The following is an 18929-nucleotide window of genomic DNA, read 5'->3' as shown; positions in this document are numbered from 1 at the left end:
TTGGGGAGAACGAAATGAGCGTGAAGGACGCGCTGCGCGAGCAGCGGATCGAGACGCCGTCGTGGGCGTACGGCAACTCGGGCACCCGCTTCAAGGTGTTCGCCCAGCAGGGAGTTCCGCGCACGCCGTACGAGAAGATCGACGACGCGGCGGTGGTGCACAAGCTCACCGGTGTCGCGCCGACGGTCGCGCTGCACATTCCGTGGGACCGGGTCGACGACTACGGCAAGCTCGCCTCGTACGCGCGGGACCGCGGGGTTGCGTTGGGGGCCATCAACTCCAACGTCTTCCAGGACGACGACTACAAGCTCGGCAGCGTCTGCCATCCGGACGCGGCGGTGCGGCGCAAGGCTCTGGGGCACCTGCTCGAGTGCGTCGACATCATGGACGCCACGGGGTCGCGCGATCTCAAGCTGTGGTTCGCGGACGGCCTCAACTACCCCGGTCAGGACAACATCCGCGCCCGCCAGGACCGGCTGGCCGAGGCGTTGGCCGAGACCTACTCCCGGCTCGGCTCCGATCAGCGGATGTTGGTGGAGTACAAGCTCTTCGAGCCCGCGTTCTACGTGACCGACGTACCGGACTGGGGGACGGCGTTCGCGCATTGCCAGCAGCTGGGCGAACGAGCGCAGGTCGTGATCGACACCGGGCACCACGCTCCCGGCACGAACATCGAGTTCATCGTGTCGTTCCTGTTGCGGGCCGGGAAGTTGGGAGCGTTCGACTTCAACTCGCGCTTCTACGCCGACGACGACCTGATGGTGGGCGCGGCCGACCCGTTCCAGCTGTTCCGGATCATGCACGAGATCGTGCTGGCGGACGCGTTGCGGCCCGCCGCCGGGATCGCGTTCATGCTCGACCAGTGCCACAACCTGGAGCCCAAGATCCCGGCAATCATCCGGTCGGTGCTCAACGTCCAGGAGGCCACCGCGAAGGCGTTGCTCGTCGACCACAGCGCCTTGGACGCCGCCCAACGCGCCGGTGACGTGCTGGAGTCCAACGCCGTGCTGATGGACGCCTACAACACCGATGTGCGGCCGCTCCTGCGGGAACTGCGGGAGGACATGGGCCTCGACCCCGATCCGACGGGCGCGTACCGGCGGTCCGGGTACGCGGAGCGGATCGTGGCGGAAAGAGTCGGTGGCGAGGCTGCCGGGTGGGGTGCGTGATGGAGGAGGTCCAAGCGTTGCTCGGGCGGAGCAACCGGCTCGGCGCCGATCCGCGCAACACGAACTACGCGGGCGGCAACACCTCGGCCAAGGGTGCCGCGACCGACCCGGTGACCGGGCGGCCCGTGGACCTGATGTGGGTCAAGGGTTCCGGCGGTGACCTGGGCACGCTGAAGGAGTCCGGACTGGCGGTGCTGCGCTTGGACCGCCTCCACGCGTTGGTGGACGTGTATCCGGGGGTCGAGCGCGAGGACGAGATGGTCGCCGCGTTCGACTTCTGCCTGCACGGCAAGGGAGGCGCCGCGCCGTCGATCGACACGGCCATGCACGGCCTGGTCGACGCCCCGCACGTCGATCACCTGCATCCGGACGCGGGCATCGCGTTCGCTACGGCGGCGGACGGCGAGGCGCTGACCAAGGCGTGCTTCGGCGACCGCGTGGCGTGGGTGCCTTGGCGGCGTCCGGGTTTCCAGCTGGGCCTGGACATCGCGGCGATCCGGCGCGACCACCCGCAGGCGATCGGCGTGATCCTCGGCGGGCACGGCATCACGGCGTGGGGCGCGTCGAGCGAGGAGTGCGAGGCGCACTCCGTGGAGATCATCCAATCCGCGCAACGCTACCTGGACGAGCACGGCCGCGCCGAGCCGTTCGGCCCGGTGGTGCACTCCCCCTTGCCCGCGGAGCAACGCCGGATCCGCGCCGCCGAACTGGCACCCGTGATCCGCGGCCTGGCCTCCACCGACACCCCGCAGATCGGCCACTTCACCGACTCCGACGTCGTGCTGGACTTCCTCGCCCGGCAACGGCATCCGGAACTCGCCGCGCTCGGCACGTCCTGCCCCGATCACTTCCTGCGCACCAAGGTCCGGCCACTCGTGCTCGACCTGCCGCCGACCGCTCCCCTGACGGACGTCGTCACGCGCTTGGAACAGCTCCACGACGCCTACCGCGAGGACTACGGCTCGTACTACGAACGACACGCCGCCCCGGACAGCCCGCCGATGCGCGGCGCGGACCCGGCGATCGTGCTCGTTCCGGGTGTCGGGATGTTCAGCTTCGGCCGCGACAAGCAGACCGCACGCGTCGCCGGAGAGTTCTACGTGAACGCCATCAACGTCATGCGGGGCGTCGAATCGGTTTCCCGGTACGCGCCGATCGACGAGCGCGAGAAGTTCCGCATCGAGTACTGGTCGCTGGAAGAGGCCAAGCTCCAGCGCATGCCGAAGCCCAAGCCGCTGGCCACCCGCGTCGCCCTGGTCACCGGCGGCGGCTCGGGCATCGGTAAGGCGGTAGCCGAACGCCTGGCAGCCGAGGGCGCGTGCGTGGTGGTGGCTGACCGCAACGCCGACAGCGCCCGCGAGGTAGCCGAAAGCATCGGCTCCGCAGACGTCGCGGTGCCGGTGACCGTCGACGTCACCTCGGCCGATGGCATCTTGGAGGCGTTCCAAGCAGCCGCCCTGGCGTTCGGCGGCGTCGACCTGGTGGTCAACAACGCGGGCCTGTCGATCTCCAAGCCGCTGGCCGACACCACCGAGGCCGACTGGGACCTCCAGCACGACGTGATGGCCAAGGGCTCGTTCCTGGTCGCCCAACGCGCCGCCAAGGTCATGCGCGACCAGGGCATGGGCGGCGACATCATCTACATCTCCAGCAAGAACGCGGTCTTCGCCGGTCCGAACAACGTCGCCTACGGCGCCGCCAAGGCGAACCAGGCCCACCAGGTCCGCCTGCTGGCGGCCGAACTGGGCGAGGACGGCATCCGCGTCAACGGCATCAACCCCGACGGCGTGGTCCGCGGCTCCGGCATCTTCGCCGGCGGCTGGGGCGCCCAACGCGCCGCCGTCTACGGCGTCCCCGAGGACAAGCTGGGCGAGTTCTACGCCCAACGCACCCTGCTCAAGCGCGAGGTGCTCCCCTCCCACGTGGCCGCAGCGGTGTTCGCGCTAACAGCAGGCGACCTCTCCCTCACCACGGGCCTGCACGTCCCGGTGGACGCCGGCGTGGCAGCGGCGTTCCTGCGATGAAGACCTTCGCCGCCGTAGACCTGGGCGCGTCCAGCGGCCGGGTGGTACGCGGCACCGTGGCCGATGGCAGCGTTCGCATCGAGGAGGTGCACCGCTTCCCCAACAGCCCGGCACACCGCGACGGCCACCTGCGCTGGGACCTCCCGGCCCTCTACCACGAGGTCCTGACGGGCCTGAGACGCGCGGGCCCAGTGGCGAGCATCGGCATAGACAGCTGGGCAGTCGACTACGGCCTGCTGAACACCTCCGGCGAACTCCTCGCCAACCCCATCGCCTACCGAGACGCCCGCACCAACACCATCACCCCACCCGACAACCTCTACGAGATCAACGGCCTCCAGTTCCAGCCGTTCAACACCATGTTCCAGCTGATGGCCGAACCCCTGCTCCCCCAGGCGTCCCGCCTCCTGCTGATCCCCGACCTGCTCTCCTACTGGCTGACCGGCCAATGCGGCACCGAGTACACCAACGCCACCACAACGGGCCTGATAGACGTCCGAACAGGACAGTGGTCGAAGGCCCTGACCCAGGACCTCCCGCGCGACCTGCTCCCGCCCCTGCGCCGCCCAGGAGACCCGGCAGGCACCTTCAAGGGCACCCCGGTGACCGCAGTGGGCTCACACGACACCGCCTCCGCCGTAGTAGCCGTACCAGCCACAAACGACCGCTTCGCCTACATCTCCTGCGGCACCTGGTCTCTAGTGGGCGTAGAACTAGACTCGCCCGTCCTCACCGAGGCAAGCCGAGCCGCGAACTTCACCAACGAGGGCGGCGTGGACGGCACAATCCGGTACCTCCGCAACGTGATGGGCCTCTGGCTCCTCCAGGAATGTCTCCGCACCTGGAACGAAGACCTGCCCCCACTACTGCACGAAGCCGCCACAGCGCAGGGCGTGGTGTTCAACGCCAACGACCCGGCGTTCCTACCGCCAGGCGACATGCCGTCAAGAATCGAACGAGCGTGCGGCCGTCCCCTGACCCGCCCAGAGATCGTGCGGTCCATCCTGGACAGTCTCGCCGCAGCCCACCGAGACGCCATAACCGAAGCACAAAGCCTGTCAGGCAAGGAAGTCGAGGTAGTGCACGTCGTCGGCGGCGGCTCGCACAACGAACTCCTGTGCCAACTCACCGCCGACGCGTGCGGCCTGCCCGTGATCGCGGGCCCAGCGGAAGCAACCGCGCTGGGCAACGTCCTGGTGCAGGCCCGTGCCGCAGGGGCAGCAAACGGCACGCTCACAGACCTGAGAAAACTCGTACGAGACTCACACCAACTCAAGCACTACCTACCGCGATAACCCTCACGCGTAGGGATTCCGCCCCGACAGCCCACCAACCTTGCACGGCCCGTTGAACGCGTCACGACACACCACCACACCCATGTACGTGATCGAGTCACCGCTGATGGACCAAGTCAGGTTGTTGTACGTCGAGTAGTCCTCTTTGTCACAACCAGAGTGGTCGTACCGCCGCGTGGGCGTCGAGTCGGGCACCAACGACCCGTTGTAGAACAGGAAGTACGCGTACACCGGCTTGGCGTCGCACCCCCAGTCGGACACGATGAGGTCGATGTTGCCGACCGAGCTCCGCCCGGTCCAGTCGAACGTGGCCCCGGCGTACCCGTAGTCCTGCCCGGAGTAGATGAACTCCTGCGCGGCGGCACCGGCCGACGGCGTGTTCACGACAACAACCGAGGCCGCGGCCACCACGGCAGCCGCGAACTTGCTGAAGCTTCTCGATCCCATGGGCGGCAGTCAACAACGCCGGCCCGCACCTCAGCGAGCCTTTGCGCTCCGGCGCAATACCTGTCCGCCCCGCACCGCCCGGCGCAGCATCACAACCGTGGCCACCGAGCACACGAGCAGCGCGAACAGACTCGCCTCCGGCCCGAACGAACCGCCGGTGAGCACAGTCGGCCCGTCCAGCGTCGTGCGCAGCAGCCCGTCCGGCACGTCCTCAGACCCGGACACCGCAATGCCGAACACACCGGCGTGCGTGAAGTTCCAGGCGAAGTGCAGCCCGATCGGGAACCACAACGACCGAGTCAGCACGTACGCGGCCGCCAGCATCGCGCCACCCGTGAGCCCGATCGACAACGCGCCCCAGAACGTCGCGTTGACGTTGACCAGGTGCGTCATCCCGAACAACAACGACGACACCACCAACGAGACAACCGTCCCAGCCCGTTCCTCCAGAATGCGGAACAACACCCCGCGGAACAGCAACTCCTCCATGGTCGCGACGCTGAACATCATCCCGCCGAGCCCGAGGAACCCCAGGAACGAGTGCCACGTCATGCCGTCCAGCCCACCGAACACCACGATCAACACCATCAACGCGCAGAACAACCCGAACCCGAGCACCACCCCCTTGCCGAGCCCGCGCCACCGGTCCCCCGCCAGCTCCGGCACCTCGTCCCGCCCCTCCACGAACCGCGAAAGCCAGCGGTAGCAGAGAATCCCGAGCGCGGCGAGCCCGATCCCGACCGGCAACGCCAGCAACGGCACCGGCGCGACGAGGGTGTCGATGCCGACGACCGCCAGCATCACGGCGAACAGCACGACGAAGAGGATCGGGAACCTGAACCTGCGCAACCGAAAGGCACTGAGCTCCATGACTCCGACTTCCTGAGGTGGCCTGTGGACCTCTCCAACGCTAGGGAGCCGGACGCTTCGGGGAATCCCGCTGGAGAGGACACCTGGAGGTAGCTCTCACGGGGGACAACGCTGCTCCTCGGGGAAGGAGTCGCCGCTCGTCGGCCGACATCGCCGCTGGTCCTGGCGGTGGTCGCCGCGCACGGTTCGCCCGCACCGACTCAACCGGTGAAGGTCCACCGTCCGTGCCCGACGGTCCGGACGGCACCGCCCGGCACGTGCACCTCGGCCGTCGACCCCACCGGCACCTCGACGGTCAGCCGCACCTTGCCGTCGACCTTGGTCCACGCCACCACGATGCGGCCGCGCACGCTCTCGAACTCCAGCCGCGCCCACGACAACGAGGTCGCGGTCGGCCGCACCACGAACGTCCGGAAGCCCGCGTCCCCCGGCCTCAGCCCGGCGACGTGCTCGTAGAGCCACTGGACCACGGTGCCCTTGAAGTAGTGGTTGCGGGAGCGGGTGCCGGTGTCCCACATCTCCCACATGGTGTCGGCGCCGTTCGAGAACCAGTGACCCCAGCTCGGGTACGAGCGCTCCACCGCCATCGCGTGGGCCACGTCCGCGTGGCCGTTGTCGCTCAACGCCTGCAAAAGAACGCTCGCGCCCAGGCAGCCCACGTTGACGTGGTTGCCGTTGGCGCGGATCTCGGTGGCGAGTTTGTCCGCGACGGTTTGGACCGAGCCTGCGGGCACCATGCCGAACGCCAGCGGGATCGCGTTGGAGGTTTGGCGGTAGTCGGGGTCGCGGGAGGTGCGATAGTAGCCGTCGAGGAACGTCCTGTTGAACGTTGCCAGCAAAGAAGCAGCAGTCGAGCGGTAGTGCGGGACCGGCTTGCCGATCACGTCGCCCAGTTCGGCGGCATGCACCAAAGCGCGGTAGAGATAGGCGGTTGCGGTCAGGCGGGTGTCCTCGGGTGGGATGCCGCCGGAGCCCGGTGGGAGGAAGTCGCCCAGGGCGGTGACGGCCAGGCCGTCGCGCAGTCTCGCGATCTCCCAGTCCAGGTACTTGGTCAGGAACGGCCAGTGTTGTTCGGGCAGGCGGGTGTCGCCGTAGATGCGGTACATCTCGCGCAGTACGAACGGGTAGACGGTGGTCCATTCGGGAGCCGGGGCGAGTTCTCGGTAGCCCCAGCCTCCCGAGGGGACGATCACCGGGAGTTGGCCCGCGGTGTCCTGGCTGTCGGCCAGGTCGGCCAGCCACTTGGTGAAGAAGCGGGCCATGTCGAACTCGGCCAGCATTGAGGGGGCGCCTACCTGGGCGTCGCCGGTCCAGCCGTTCTTCTCGTACGTCGGGGTGTCGGTGGGGATGCCGTGGAGGTTGTTGGCCACTGTGCGGCGCATGGCTGCGTCGTACTGTTCGAAGAGCGGTTCGGAGCAGCGGAAGGTGCTGGCTTCGGGGACGTCGGAGTGGACCAGGCGGCCCACCAGGCTCGGTGCCGCCGTCAGGCCTATGACTTCTACGTAGCGGAAGCCCTTGTAGGAGAACTTCGGTTCCCAGACTCCGGTGCCGGTGGCGCAGATGTACTCGTCCAGTTGGATTCGGCCGCCGCTGACGTGGCCGTTGTCCATGTGAACGCTGCCATCGGAGTTCAGGGTTTCGCCGTGTTTGAGGCGGACGATCGTGCCGGCCGGTGCGGTGACGGTGAGTTGCGTCCAGCCGGACATGGTTCGGCCCATGTCCGCGATGAACACGCCTGGTTTGAGTTGGGTGACGGTGGGCGTTACGGACTCGATCACGCGGATCGGTTCGTGTTCTTGGGCTTTCAGGGTGCCTCGTGGGGCTGGGCGGAGGGTTGTGCGTTGCCAGGTGTTGTCGTTGAAGCCTGGCTTGGTCCAGCCTTGGGGGGCTCGGCGGGCGTCGTAGGTTTCGCCGGTGTAGAGGGAGTTCGAGATCGTCGGGCCGTCGGTCAGGCGCCATTGGTCGTCGGAGTTGATCGTGGTGCGGGTGCCGTCCGGGTGGTCGATTTCCAGCTGTGCCAGGAGTTTGGGTTCGTCGTGCCACGGTGGGCGTTCCCAGCGCCAGACGTTCGGGGTCTTCATGCCGTAGAAGCCGCGGCCCAACGTCACGCCGATCGCGTTGGCGCCGCGACGGACCAGGCTCGTCACGTCGTGTGTTGCGTAGAGGACAGTGTTGTCGTAGTCGGTGAAGCCCGGGTCCAGGACGCGGTCGCCGACGCGGCGGCCGTTGATCTCGGTTTCGTGGTAGGCGAGGCCGCTGAGGTAGAGCCTGGCTCGGGTGACGGGCTTTGTTAGCGTGAACTCCTTGCGCAGCAACGGGGCCGGCTGTTCCTTGACCGTCACGTTCGCGCCCCAGGGCCCCTGGCCGTACGGGTCCAGCACGGTGGCCTGGAGCCAGGTCGTGTCGTCGAAGGCCGGGGTGTGCCAGCCCGGTTGTTCGGTGTCGGTGACCTTCCAGCCCGGGCCGGTGACGATCTCGCGCTGGCCGTCAGGGAGGTCCGCCACCAGGCGCAGCAGCAAGCCCGCTGGGCCTGCCGAGCGGTTGGTGGCTCGTGCGGCCAGGACCACGCGGCGGCCCGCCAGGTGGGTCACGTCGGCGCGTTGGCCCACCTTCCAGATGTCCACCTGTTCGGGGACGTGCACTACCTCGGTTCCGTTGACGTACAACGTGAAGTCGTCGTCGGCGGTCGCTACCAGGCGAGCGCGCACCGCGTCTGCGGGGAGGTCCAGGGCGGTGCGGAACCATCTGGTTTCGGGTGGGGTCGTCGCCGACCAGATCCAGCGGGCGCCGGTGAAGTCGATCGCCGTGTCGGTCGCGCCGATCCAGCTCGCCTGCCACGGGGTGCCCAGCAGGGCGGTTTCCCACCACGAGGGCTTGCTCCACGGTGACGGGCGGCCCGTGCCGTCCCACACGCGGACACGCCAGTGGTAGCGGGTGCGCGGCTTCAACTCCTTGCCGGCGAAGGCGATTCCGGTGGTGTGGTCCGAGGGGACACGGCCGGACTGCCAGACGTCGGCACGCCCTGGGGTGGTTCCTACCTCCACCTGGTACGCGGTCTGGCGGGCGCCGGTGCCGTCTGCGGTCAGCACCCAGGACAGGCGGGGTTGTGCCACATCGGTGCCCAGGAGTGTGTCCGCGTACTCGACGGTCGTGCGCTCGACCCTCACGCCGCCGGCCTTGCCGTCCGGCTCGGCCGCCGCCACCCCTGGTGGGAGCGCGGTCATCGAGAGCCCGGCCGCTGAAGTCTTCAGGAACGCCCGTCGCCGCACGTCATCTCCACCTTCGTCGCTGGATGAAACGTTTCAATCCCTGAGGCGACAGCCAGGGTGTTGGGCAGGCGGCGATCATGTCAAGGCGGAGCGAACCAGGCTGTCCGGAATCGGACAGCCTGGTTGTATCGTTTAAATGTCAACCGATGGTGCAGGTGCTGCCGTTGAGACTGAACGAAGTCGGCGCCGGGTTGGAGCCGCTGTAGGTGCCGTTGAAGCCGATGTTCGTCGACGCGTTCGGGGTGAGCGTGCCGTTCCAGGACAGGTTGGTAGCGCTCACAGCCGCGCCGGATTGCGCGAACGTCGCTCCCCAGCCCGGCAGGGTCACCTTCTGGCCGTTCGCGTAGCTGAAGGTCAGGGTCCAGCCGTTGATAGCGCTAACACCCGTGTTGGTGATCGTGACGCTGGTGGTGAATCCGTTGCCCCCGCCCCAGTTCTGGGCCGAGTAGCCGACCTTGCACCCACCGCCACCACCGCCAGCGCTCGTGGTCGCCGACACGATGCCCGACGCCGTGGACGTGTTGCCGGCCGCGTCTCTCGCCCGCACCTGGTAGCGGTAGGTGGTCGACGGGGTCAGGCCGGAGTCGGTGAACGTGGCCGTCGCGGAGGAACCGATCTGGGTGAACGAGCCGCTGCCGACGGCACGCAGCACGTCGTACCCGGTCACGCCCACGTTGTCCGTCGACGCGGTCCAGCTCAGCGACAGCCCGGAGGACGTGACGGCCGAGGCCACCGGGGTGCCCGGAGTGGACGGTGCCTGCGTGTCGGCCGACCCGCCGTAGATCGTCGCCTCGCGCGAGGTCTGCCGGACACCGTTGGCGCCGTTCAGCAACCGCTCGCCCCACGAGGTGAGGCTCGCCGGGTTGAACGAGTTGACCATGTCCAGGTAGCCGACGTCGCTGCTGTTGCCGCTCCACGACCAGCCGAGGTACCCGAGGCCGCGGGCCTGCGCCTGAGCCATGATCGTGTCCTCGTCCGGATCGCCGTCGCTGTGGTTGTGCCCGAACTCCCCCACCACCAACGGGAGCCCGGCGGTCCGGAACGCGTCGAAGTAGGCGTTGACCTTGTCCGCCGTGTTGTAGACGCCGTACATGTGGATGGAGAACACCGTGTTGTGCAACGGATCGGCGGCCAGCACGGACGCCGCGTTGTCACGCATGATGTTGCCCCAGTCCTGGCCCCACATCGGCGCGTCGGCCATCAGCAGGTGCTGAAGACCGGCCCCGCGCAACCGGCTGACCGCGCTGCTCGTCGCGCTCGCCCACGTGGCGCTGACCTGCGCGTTGTTGCCGAACGGCTCGTTGCCCAGGTTGATGACGACGTGGTTCTCCTGGCCCTTCAACGCGTCCGCGACGCCGATCCAGTAACTCGCGGCCTGGTCCAGGGAGGCCGCGCCGCCCTGCTCGCCGTACCCGGTGGTGTCGTGCACCTCCAGCACGCAGATCAGCCTCGACTGCTTGCACAGCGAGATGACGCTCGACACCTCCGAGGCAGGCGTCGGTCCCCAGCGCTGGCCACTGCCGAGCACGACGCGAACGGTGTTGGCACCGAAGGACTTGATGTCCGCGAACGCACGGGTCTGGTTCTGGTACCAGACATGCGCGTGGTTCACCCCGCGCATCACGAACGCGGACCCGTTCGCCTCAACCACCCGCGTGCCCTCGACGTGCAGACCCACCGCCGCCGGCTGAGTCCCCAGCGCCGCGACCACCGCCGGGTACCAGCGGCTCTCGATCTTCTGGATACCCGTGGAGCTGTTCGGATGCACGCCGTCGGACGTGTCCACCGCCGTGTCGAACCCGGTCCACTGGTCGACCACGGTGATCGGCGAGGCAGCGGTGCTGTGTGAACGCGCCCAACCGGGAATCGCGCTGTTCAGGTCGACCACCCGCTGGGCGCACGCCGAGCAGTTCGCCGGGGTCATCGGCAGGATCTGGGCGACGACCAGCTTGATCGCGGGATTGCTCGCCCTCATCTGGCCGAGCAACGTCGTGTAGGCGCCCAGGATCGTGTTAGCGGGAACATTGCTCCACACGTCGTTGGTGCCGAGGTGCATCACCACGACGTCCGGCCGCGCGGACGAGAGCCAGCCGGGGAGTTGGTTGTCCCGCACGATGTTCGTCGCGAGGAAACCGCCGTGGCCTTCGTGCTCGCCGTCGTAGGCGAAGCCGCAGCCGTCGCCCGGCACCGAGCCGACGAAGTCGACGTTCGTGTGCCCGGTGTCCTGCAGGTGTTTCCAGAGCAACGCCCGCCAACAGCCCGGCGAACCGGTGATCGAGTCACCGAGTGCCATGATCCGGGTGGGGGCGGCGGCGCTCGCGGCGCTGGGAGCGATGACCACGCAGGCCGCGAGCAGCAGTCCGGTCACCACCGCCCGGAGAAGTCTCAAGGTCACCACGACCTCCTGGGTTGCGAAGGGATTCTGGGAGCGCTCCCAGATTTCGAAAAGGTAGCCAGCGCACGGAGCGGGGACGTACCGCCGACTGGCTCACCGCGGCCCCGATGACCTGCTGACGTCGGCTTGTCCTGCAGGACAACATTTCCGAAAGCGTCGAACCTGTCGAACGCCGCGTCGAATATCGCGCCGGGTGCGGTCGAACCGTTGACCTGCCTCGTTTCCGAGCCGGAAGATCGCGGCAATGTCGACCTTCACCCGCGTGCTCGTCCTGGCGGTCGCCCTGAGCGCCCTCCCCGCCGTCGCCCACGCGCAACCCGGCACCGGCGGCAGCTTCGAGGTCCTGACCTACAACGTGGCCGGCCTCCCGGAACCCCTGTCGTCCGGCAATCCCGCCGTGAACACCCCGTTGATCAGCCCGCGGCTCTCCCCGTACGACGTCGTGGCCGTTCAGGAGGACTTCAACTACCACGCGGCCCTGTACGCGGGCGACGACCACGCCCACCGCACGCCCACGAGCGGCGGCGTGCCGTTCGGCAGCGGCCTCAACACGCTGTCGCACCGGCCCTACCTCGACCTCGAACGAACGAAGTGGACCTCCTGCAACGGCACCGACTGCCTCACCCCGAAGGGGTTCACCTACCAGCGGATCGTGCTGGCGGAAGGCGTGTCCGTCGACGTCTACAACCTGCACCCCAACGCGGGCACCGCGCCCGCAGACCTCGCCGCACGCCGGGCGAACATCACGCAGCTGTCCCGGCACGTCGCCGCGCACTCGGCCGGCCAGGCGGTGATCGTCCTGGGCGACACGAACACCCGCTACACCCGTGCGGACGACAACATCCGCGACCTGATCACCACCAGCGGCCTGACGGACGCGTGGGTCCAGCTCGAACGCGGCGGCCAGGCACCCGCCGCGGGCAGCCCCGCACTCGTGTGCGACCCGGTCGCGGTCACCGACTCCTGCGAGGTCGTCGACAAGATCCTCTACCGGGGCAACCGCCAGATCACCCTGACGGCACGGGACTACCGCAACGACAACGCGGCGTTCCTCGACGCCGCGGGCAAGCCCCTGTCCGACCACTACCCGATCGCCACCCGGTTCGACTGGACGGCCGACGAGAACATCCGGCTCAGCGCGGAGCTCGGCGGGCCGCACGGCACGCCGTTCACCGACCTCGCGGCCGTCGACCCGGGTCCACTCAGGACGGTGAGCCTGCGCGGCGGCAGCCGGCTGGACCAGATCTCCACCTCCTACGCCGACGGCACCACCCTGACGCACGGCGGCGCGGGCGGCACCGCGGCCACGCTCACACTGGCCCCGGGAGAGCACTTCGTGTCGGCGAAGCTGAGTCAGGGCAAGCACAACGGCCGGACGCGCGTCTTCTCGGCCACCCTGACCACGAACACGGGTCGTGTGCTCTCCGCCGGGCAGCCGACCGGCGAGGCGGCCACCTTCACCGCACCCGCCGGGTGGCGCGTCGCCGGGTTCACCGGCCGCGCGGGTGACGAGGTCGACCGGCTCGGAGTGATCTTCGAGCCGGTCTGACCTAGTGGCGCGTCTCGGAACGTTGGCGAGGTAATCCACGCTCAGCAGGGCGCCTCGCGGCACCGCCCCCACGCCCCCATACGACTCCGGTATGAGGGCGTGGGGGCGGCACCACGACGCACCCGTCTGACCGCGCATTCCCCCGGCAACGTTCCAAGCCACACCACTGACTCTCACGGCGAGGCGAAGCTCGGGTGCGGCGGCTGGTTGTAGGCGGTGTTCTGGAACGCCACGGCCAGCCGGTACTGCCGGTCCTGCAACAACGACACGCGCCGGATCGAGGTCGGCTCGGTGGTCGAGTAGATGCGCAACGCCCGGTTGTCGGACGTGCGCCAGACGACCTCCTCACGCCAGTCGCCGAGGATGTCGGCCGACAACGCGGGCGTGGACTTGGTGCCGTTGTTGGACGCCACGCCGGACCCGGTGAGCAGCCGCGTGTCACCATTGGGGCCGTACTTGTCGATCGTCGTGCCGTTCAACAGCTCGCGCTGCGCGTCGCCGTCCCACCAGATCACGAAGTTGATCGAGCCCGGCTTGCGCGCGGCGACCTGGGCGCCCGTGGTGGCGCTGCGCAGACCGCCGACCGAGGCCGACCACGCCTCGGCACCGGGGTTGCCCGCCCAGATGTCGGCCGCCACTCCCCTGCCGTTGTCGCAGCCGCACGACGGCGCGCTCCAGATGATCTGACCGGTGCGCGCGTCGCCCATCCAGTGCGAGAGATCCGTCGTGGACTCCGAGGGCTTGAAGACCTCCAGGCCCGCGCGGGACGGGATGAAGTCTCCGACGTGCAACGCGTCGCCGTGCCGGGTGCCGTTCTGCCACAGGCCGCGGCCGTTGTCGTCGATGGCCATCGAGCCGTAGACGATCTCGTCGCGGCCGTCACCGTCCACATCGGCCACCGACAGCTGGTGGTTGCCCTTGCCCTCCCAGGCCGAGCGGTTCGACTGGGTGGCCGAGTCGAACGTCCACCGCTGCGTCAACTGGCCGCCCCGGAAGTCCCACACCGAGATCACGCTGCGGGTGTAGTAGCCGCGCGCCATGACGATGCTCGGCCGGGATCCGTCCACATAGGCCGTTCCGGCGAGGAAGCGGTCGACCCGGTTGCCGTAGTTGTCGCCCCACGACGACACGGTCCCGCGCGGCGGCACGTAGTTCTCGGTGTCGAGCACCGCGCCGTCCGTGCCCCGGAACACCGACAGGTACTCGGGCCCAGCCAGCACGTACCCGCTGCTGTTGCGGTGGTCGGCACTCGCGTTGCCGATCACCTGGCCGGTGCCTGACCGGGTGCCGTCCGCGGTCTTCACCGCCACCTCGGCCCGGCCGTCCCCGTCGTAGTCGAACACCTGGAACTGCGTGTAGTGCGCGCCCGCGCGGATGTTGCGGCCGAGGTCGATCCGCCACAACCTGGTGCCGTTCAACCGGTACGCGTCCAGGTAGACGTTGCCGGTGTAGCCGGACTGCGAGTTGTCCTTGGCGTTGGTGGGATCCCACTTCAGCACGAGGTCCTGCTCGCCGTCACCGTCGAGATCGCCGACGGACACGTCGTTCGCCACGTAGGTGTACGCCTCGCCGGACGGGGTGGTCCCGCCGGAAGGGATCTGCAACGGAACGTCCCTGCTGGTCGCGAGCGTGCCGACGGACCGCGTGGCCACCGCCGGTTCCACGCCTCCGCTCACCGCTCGCACCGAGTAGGACGCGGTCGCGGGAGCACCCTCGTCGAGGAAGCTCGTCGCCGCAACAACAGGCGCCCGGTTGACCCGCACGCCATCGCGGTAGACGTGGAACCCCAGGTCCGCCGGATCCGACCCGAGCAGCCGCCAGGACACGAAGTTCCCGTTGCCGTGCAAGGACCTGATGCTGATGAGTCCGCGTTCAGGCGGTTCGTCCGCCAGCGCCGGGACGCCGCCCGCGACCAGAACCAGTGCCAGCACAACAGAATTGAAACGTTTCATGACGCCAACGCTAGCGTCGAACGAGTCGAATGCCTTGGCGCACTTCAACTTCGACTCGAATTCGAATCAGAAGACGTCGAGCCGACCGCACATGCCGAACCGCGGTCCCTGCCCGTGTGTCACCTGCACCGCCGCCTCGCCGAGGTGCGCGATGTCGCCGCCCCGCAACCGCTCCAGGTGCTCTCCGGTCAGTTCGGCCGACGCGAGCGCCCTTTCCCTCCAGCGCTTCTCCCAGGCGTCCAGGCCAGGCTGCTTCAACCGCACGGCAGCGCGGTAGAAGTCCTCCAACGCATCGGCGTCCCTCAACTCGAGAAAGCCTTCGAGAGCGAGGTCCCGGCGCTTCCTGGCCGACTCCTCGTCGTCAGCCCGCGCACACTCCGCATAGCGCGCGGGATCGGCCAGCACGTCGGCTGGGAACGTGAACACCGCGTCCCCCGCCTCCGGCAGGCCGCTGTTCTGCATGATCACGATGATCCGCAGGTCGGAGTCGTTCACCAGCCGGTGGATCGTGCCGGGCGTGAACCAGGCGACCACGCCCTCGCTCAGCGGCGTCTCGGTGAACCCGCGCCGGGTCAACGTCTGCACGCTGCCCCGCCCCGCGATCACGTAGTAGGCCTCGGAACACGCCAGGTGAACGTGCGGCGAGCCACCGCACACCCCGTCCACCGCCGGCCAGTCGTACACGCGCAGGCCGGAGATGCCGACCCCACCGGGAAACGGCGTCACCACGGATGTTCCTCCACATAGGATTCCAGTCGCTCACGCGACCACGCGCCGTTGCCGACCACGAGCCGGTAGCGCAGGTCCAGCGTCTCGCCCGGCCCCAGCGACACGGTGTCGTGGAACGCGAACGAGGGATTGACCGCCGCGAACGGCGTGCTGCGCACGAACCAGTGCGTGCCCTTGTTGTCCGGATGATCGAGGAACAGCAACGTCGACGACCGGTCCACCTCGTCGTGCTGCCCGACGAACGCGAGCCACGGCGCCGCCGAGCCCATCATCTCCTGCCCCGTTCCCCCGTCGGCCGCGATCACCTCACCCCCGGTGAACGACCGCGGTCCGCGCCAGAAGAACCCGGTGTACCCCGCGAGCTCACGGCCGTTCGTCGTCGGACTGCCGAAGACCAGCGGCTCCGCCCGGAGGTTCGTCAACGAGGTGGCGAACTCCAACGTCCACGACTCGGGCTCGACGTCCCGCACCGCCAGCACCCGTCGTTCGCCGACCCAGCGCTCGCCCGCCTCGGTGAACCACGAGAGCCGCTCGCCGTCCTCAGCGAACTCCTCGTGCCGCATGGTGCCGACGTTCGGCAGCGCCACGTACCCCTGGTCGCACACGTACGTCACGCCGCCCCAGAAGTTCTCGCCGGACACGTCGGTCGCGGTCATCTGCACACCCTTGTGCCAGCGGTGATCATGCGGCCGGAACGCCGTCACGACGTCACCTGTGAGCGTGCGCACCGGGTGCAGGTAGGGCTTCGGCCCCTCGAACGCCGGCGTCGACGGCCGATGCACGTACCGGAACAACTCGACCCCACCGACGACCGCCGTGAGCACCTCGTCATCCCAGGAGATCACCGGCTCCACGGCGCACCGTTGCCTTCCATCGTCGCGTAGAACGGGCTGTCCGCACCGATCTCCCCGGCCTTCACGACCTCACCGGTGAACGCCGACGCGTACAGCGCCGCGACGAACTCCATGGTGCGCCGGGTGTCGGCGAGCGTCACCGGCGGCGGCGCCCCGCGTTCCACGGCGTCCAGGAAAGCCTCCAGCTGGCACCGATGCCCGCTCACCACGGCCGACCGCCCCTCCTGCCACCGCAACGTCACGTCCTCGTGGCCGGGTGCCGGAGTGACCGTCCAATGTGCGTCGCTGTAGCCGTACAGGTGCTCGACCTCGACCGTCGCGCGGTCGAAGTCCAGCCGCAGGTGCGAGGTCTCGCGCGGCGAGAGCAGCGAGTTCACCACCGACGCGAGCGTGCCGTCGGCGAACGTCACCAAAGCCATCGACACGTCCTCGGTCTGCACGGCCCGGGCCTGCCGCGCCGCCACCGCCCGGATCTCCCGCCAAGGCCCCAGAATCGCGAGCAGCAGGTCGAACTGGTGGATGCCGTGCCCCATCGTCGGGCCGCCGCCCTCACTCGCCCACGTCCCGCGCCACGGCACCTCGAAGTAGGCGTCGCCGCGGTACCAGAGGGTGTCGCACCGGGCCACGAGCGACCGGCCGAACACCCCCTCCGCCATCAGCCGCCGCAACCGCAGCGCGGCCGGACCGAACCGGTGCTGGAACACGGTCGCCACGTGCCCCGCGGAGGCGCGCTCGGCCGCGATCAACGTGTCGAGCTCGCTCAACGACATCGCCGGAGGCTTTTCGACCAGCACGTCCACGTCCGCGGCGAGGCAGTCGAGCGCGAGCGGCACGTGATCACGCGGCGGAGTGCACACGTGCACCAGGTCCAACGTCTCCGCTGCCAGCATCGACGCCAGGTCGGGGTACGTCCTCGGCACCTCCCACTCCCGCGCGAACGCCCGCGACCGCGCCTCGTCGACGTCCGCCACCGCGACCAGTTCGATCCGGTCCCCCAGTTCCCGCAACGCCTCGGCGTGAGCGGCGGCGATCCCGCCCGTGCCCACGACGGCCGCGCGCCTCACTTCGCGGCGTCCACTTCGGACTGGACTTCCTTGATGAACGAGTCGGCGGCCGCGTCGGGCGTGGTCCGGCCGAACAGCACGTCCTCGGTGTGCCGCTTGAGGATCGTGTCGAGGGTGCTGGCGCCGTTCGGGGTGATCCTGGGCGGATCGCTCACCGGCACGGTGTCGAGGTACTCCTTGGCCGCCTTGTCGGTGTCCTTGAGCTGCCCGGCGATCGCCTCGCGGATCTTCTGGTTGGCGGGCACACCGCGTTCGGTCAGCAGGATCTTGGCCGCTTCCTCGTCGTTGGCGAGGAAGCTCACGAACGCCGCCGCCTCCGCCGGGTGCTCCGAACGCGCGGACACCGACCAGAACATCGACGGCTTGTAGTAGGCGCCCGGTGCCGCCCCCTGGGTCTCGCCGGGCAACCGCATCAGCTTCAGCTTGGCGCCACTGGCCGCCGTCAACGCGGTCAGCTGCGTGTTCCACCACAGCCCGAACGCCGCAGTGCCGGTCGCCGTCGCGGACTGGTTCAGCCCGGCCGACGCCTTCTCGATCGTCACCGACGGCGCCGCCGCGACACCGGTCTTGGACAGGTCGAGGATGTACTGCCAGTAGTCGCGGGCGATCTCCTTGGGCAGCACCACCTTGGCGTCCGCGTCGAACATCGCCTTGCCCTGCTGGCGGGCTCTGATGCTCAGGCCCGCCGCGTCGTTGATGCCGGGCGACTGCACGCCGAACGCCGCGCCACCGGCCGCTTTGGACACCTGGTCGCCGATCCGCTTCAGGTCGTCCCACGACCACTTGGTGTCGTCGGGCACGGGGATCTGGTACTTCGCCAGCAGGTCGAGGTTCGCCATGATCGAGTACATGCCGAGCCCGACCGGCAGCCCGTACTGCTTGCCCGCGATCGCACCGGTGGCGAGCGCCTTCTGGTCGAAGTTCGCGGTGTCGAGGTGTTTGCGCGCCTCGTTCAGATCGAGCAACGCCCCGCGTTCGGCGTACGAAGCGATGTACAGCTCGTCCATCTGCATGACGTCCGGCGCGTCGTTGGCGGCCATCGTGGTGGCGAGGCTGTCCCAGTAACCGTTCCACTCCTTGAACTCACCTTTGACGGTGATGTTCGGGTGCTTGCGCTGGAACATCTCGATGACCTGCTGCGTGCGCTTGTGCCGGTCGTCGGCACCCCACCAGGTGAAGCGCAACGTGACCTTCTCGGACGTCAGGTCACCGCCGGCGTCCGAACCGGACCCGCATGCCGCCAGAGACGCGGTCAGCGACAGCAGCACCGCCCACGTGACACCGCGGCGAACACCTCTGAACATGAGCTGTC

At 68.7% G+C, this 18929-nt stretch carries 13 protein-coding genes; 4 read left to right on the top strand and 9 right to left on the bottom strand.

Going from position 1 to position 18929, the window contains the following annotated elements; genetic code table 11:
- Positions 1-14: 14 nt before the first annotated feature.
- From rhaI to JNUCC0626_RS03595, 3 genes are read left to right on the top strand one after another with little or no spacing between them, the layout of a single operon-like run.
- On the top strand, positions 15-1169 hold the full coding sequence (gene rhaI, locus JNUCC0626_RS03605) for an L-rhamnose isomerase (RefSeq protein WP_394618205.1): 1155 nt from the start codon (positions 15-17) through the stop codon (positions 1167-1169).
- Positions 1169-3193: a bifunctional aldolase/short-chain dehydrogenase gene (locus JNUCC0626_RS03600; protein ID WP_394618204.1), complete on the top strand. Its 2025-nt coding sequence runs from the start codon at positions 1169-1171 to the stop codon at positions 3191-3193. The genes rhaI and JNUCC0626_RS03600 overlap by 1 nt, the downstream gene beginning before the upstream one ends.
- A complete protein-coding gene (locus JNUCC0626_RS03595) occupies positions 3190-4488 on the top strand; it encodes a rhamnulokinase (RefSeq protein ID WP_394618203.1) in 1299 nt (432 codons plus the stop codon). The genes JNUCC0626_RS03600 and JNUCC0626_RS03595 overlap by 4 nt, the downstream gene beginning before the upstream one ends.
- A 3-nt stretch (positions 4489-4491) precedes the next feature.
- Here the strand turns inward: JNUCC0626_RS03595 and JNUCC0626_RS03590 are convergent, their stop codons facing one another.
- From JNUCC0626_RS03590 to JNUCC0626_RS03575, 4 genes are all read right to left on the bottom strand, one after another.
- The gene (locus tag JNUCC0626_RS03590; protein WP_394618202.1) at positions 4492-4935 is read right to left on the bottom strand and encodes a hypothetical protein; all 444 of its coding nucleotides are present in this window, start codon (positions 4933-4935) and stop codon (positions 4492-4494) included.
- A 30-nt stretch (positions 4936-4965) separates the two neighbouring features.
- Positions 4966-5805 (bottom strand): CPBP family intramembrane glutamic endopeptidase, encoded by an 840-nt coding sequence (locus JNUCC0626_RS03585; RefSeq protein WP_394618201.1) that lies wholly within the window; start codon positions 5803-5805, stop codon positions 4966-4968.
- 200 nt (positions 5806-6005) lie between these two features.
- Entirely contained in the window at positions 6006-9074 is a 3069-nt protein-coding gene (locus JNUCC0626_RS03580) for a family 78 glycoside hydrolase catalytic domain (protein WP_394618200.1), read from the bottom strand.
- A gap of 139 nt (positions 9075-9213) precedes the next feature.
- The gene (locus tag JNUCC0626_RS03575) at positions 9214-11469 is read right to left on the bottom strand and encodes a cellulase family glycosylhydrolase (protein ID WP_394618199.1); all 2256 of its coding nucleotides are present in this window, start codon (positions 11467-11469) and stop codon (positions 9214-9216) included.
- A gap of 244 nt (positions 11470-11713) precedes the next feature.
- Here JNUCC0626_RS03575 and JNUCC0626_RS03570 point away from each other — a divergent pair, with 244 nt between their 5' ends.
- Positions 11714-13018 (top strand): jacalin-like lectin, encoded by a 1305-nt coding sequence (locus JNUCC0626_RS03570; RefSeq protein ID WP_394618198.1) that lies wholly within the window; start codon positions 11714-11716, stop codon positions 13016-13018.
- Between the two features lie 173 nt (positions 13019-13191).
- Here JNUCC0626_RS03570 and JNUCC0626_RS03565 read toward each other — a convergent pair whose 3' ends face one another.
- The 5 genes from JNUCC0626_RS03565 to JNUCC0626_RS03545 all read right to left on the bottom strand — a co-directional run bounded on the left by JNUCC0626_RS03565 (position 13192) and on the right by JNUCC0626_RS03545 (position 18921).
- Positions 13192-14970 carry a rhamnogalacturonan lyase gene (locus JNUCC0626_RS03565; protein WP_394618197.1) on the bottom strand — a complete coding sequence of 593 codons (1779 nt, stop codon included), beginning with the start codon at positions 14968-14970 and terminating at the stop codon, positions 13192-13194.
- Between the two features lie 66 nt (positions 14971-15036).
- Entirely contained in the window at positions 15037-15699 is a 663-nt protein-coding gene (locus tag JNUCC0626_RS03560; protein WP_394618196.1) for a cupin domain-containing protein, read from the bottom strand.
- On the bottom strand, positions 15693-16544 hold the full coding sequence (locus JNUCC0626_RS03555; protein ID WP_394618195.1) for a PmoA family protein: 852 nt from the start codon (positions 16542-16544) through the stop codon (positions 15693-15695). The genes JNUCC0626_RS03560 and JNUCC0626_RS03555 overlap by 7 nt, the downstream gene beginning before the upstream one ends.
- A complete protein-coding gene (locus JNUCC0626_RS03550; protein ID WP_394618194.1) occupies positions 16541-17617 on the bottom strand; it encodes a Gfo/Idh/MocA family protein in 1077 nt (358 codons plus the stop codon). The genes JNUCC0626_RS03555 and JNUCC0626_RS03550 overlap by 4 nt, the downstream gene beginning before the upstream one ends.
- Positions 17614-18921 carry an ABC transporter substrate-binding protein gene (locus tag JNUCC0626_RS03545; protein ID WP_394618193.1) on the bottom strand — a complete coding sequence of 436 codons (1308 nt, stop codon included), beginning with the start codon at positions 18919-18921 and terminating at the stop codon, positions 17614-17616. Before JNUCC0626_RS03545 ends, JNUCC0626_RS03550 begins: the two co-directional genes overlap by 4 nt.
- Positions 18922-18929 lie beyond the last annotated feature (8 nt).

Origin of the sequence: Lentzea sp. JNUCC 0626 (genome assembly GCF_043632865.1) — a bacterium.
Taxonomy (GTDB): Bacteria; Actinomycetota; Actinomycetes; order Mycobacteriales; family Pseudonocardiaceae; genus Lentzea.
The sequence above is the reverse complement of the archived record's forward strand: the minus strand, read 5'-3'. Positions and strand labels throughout refer to the sequence as shown.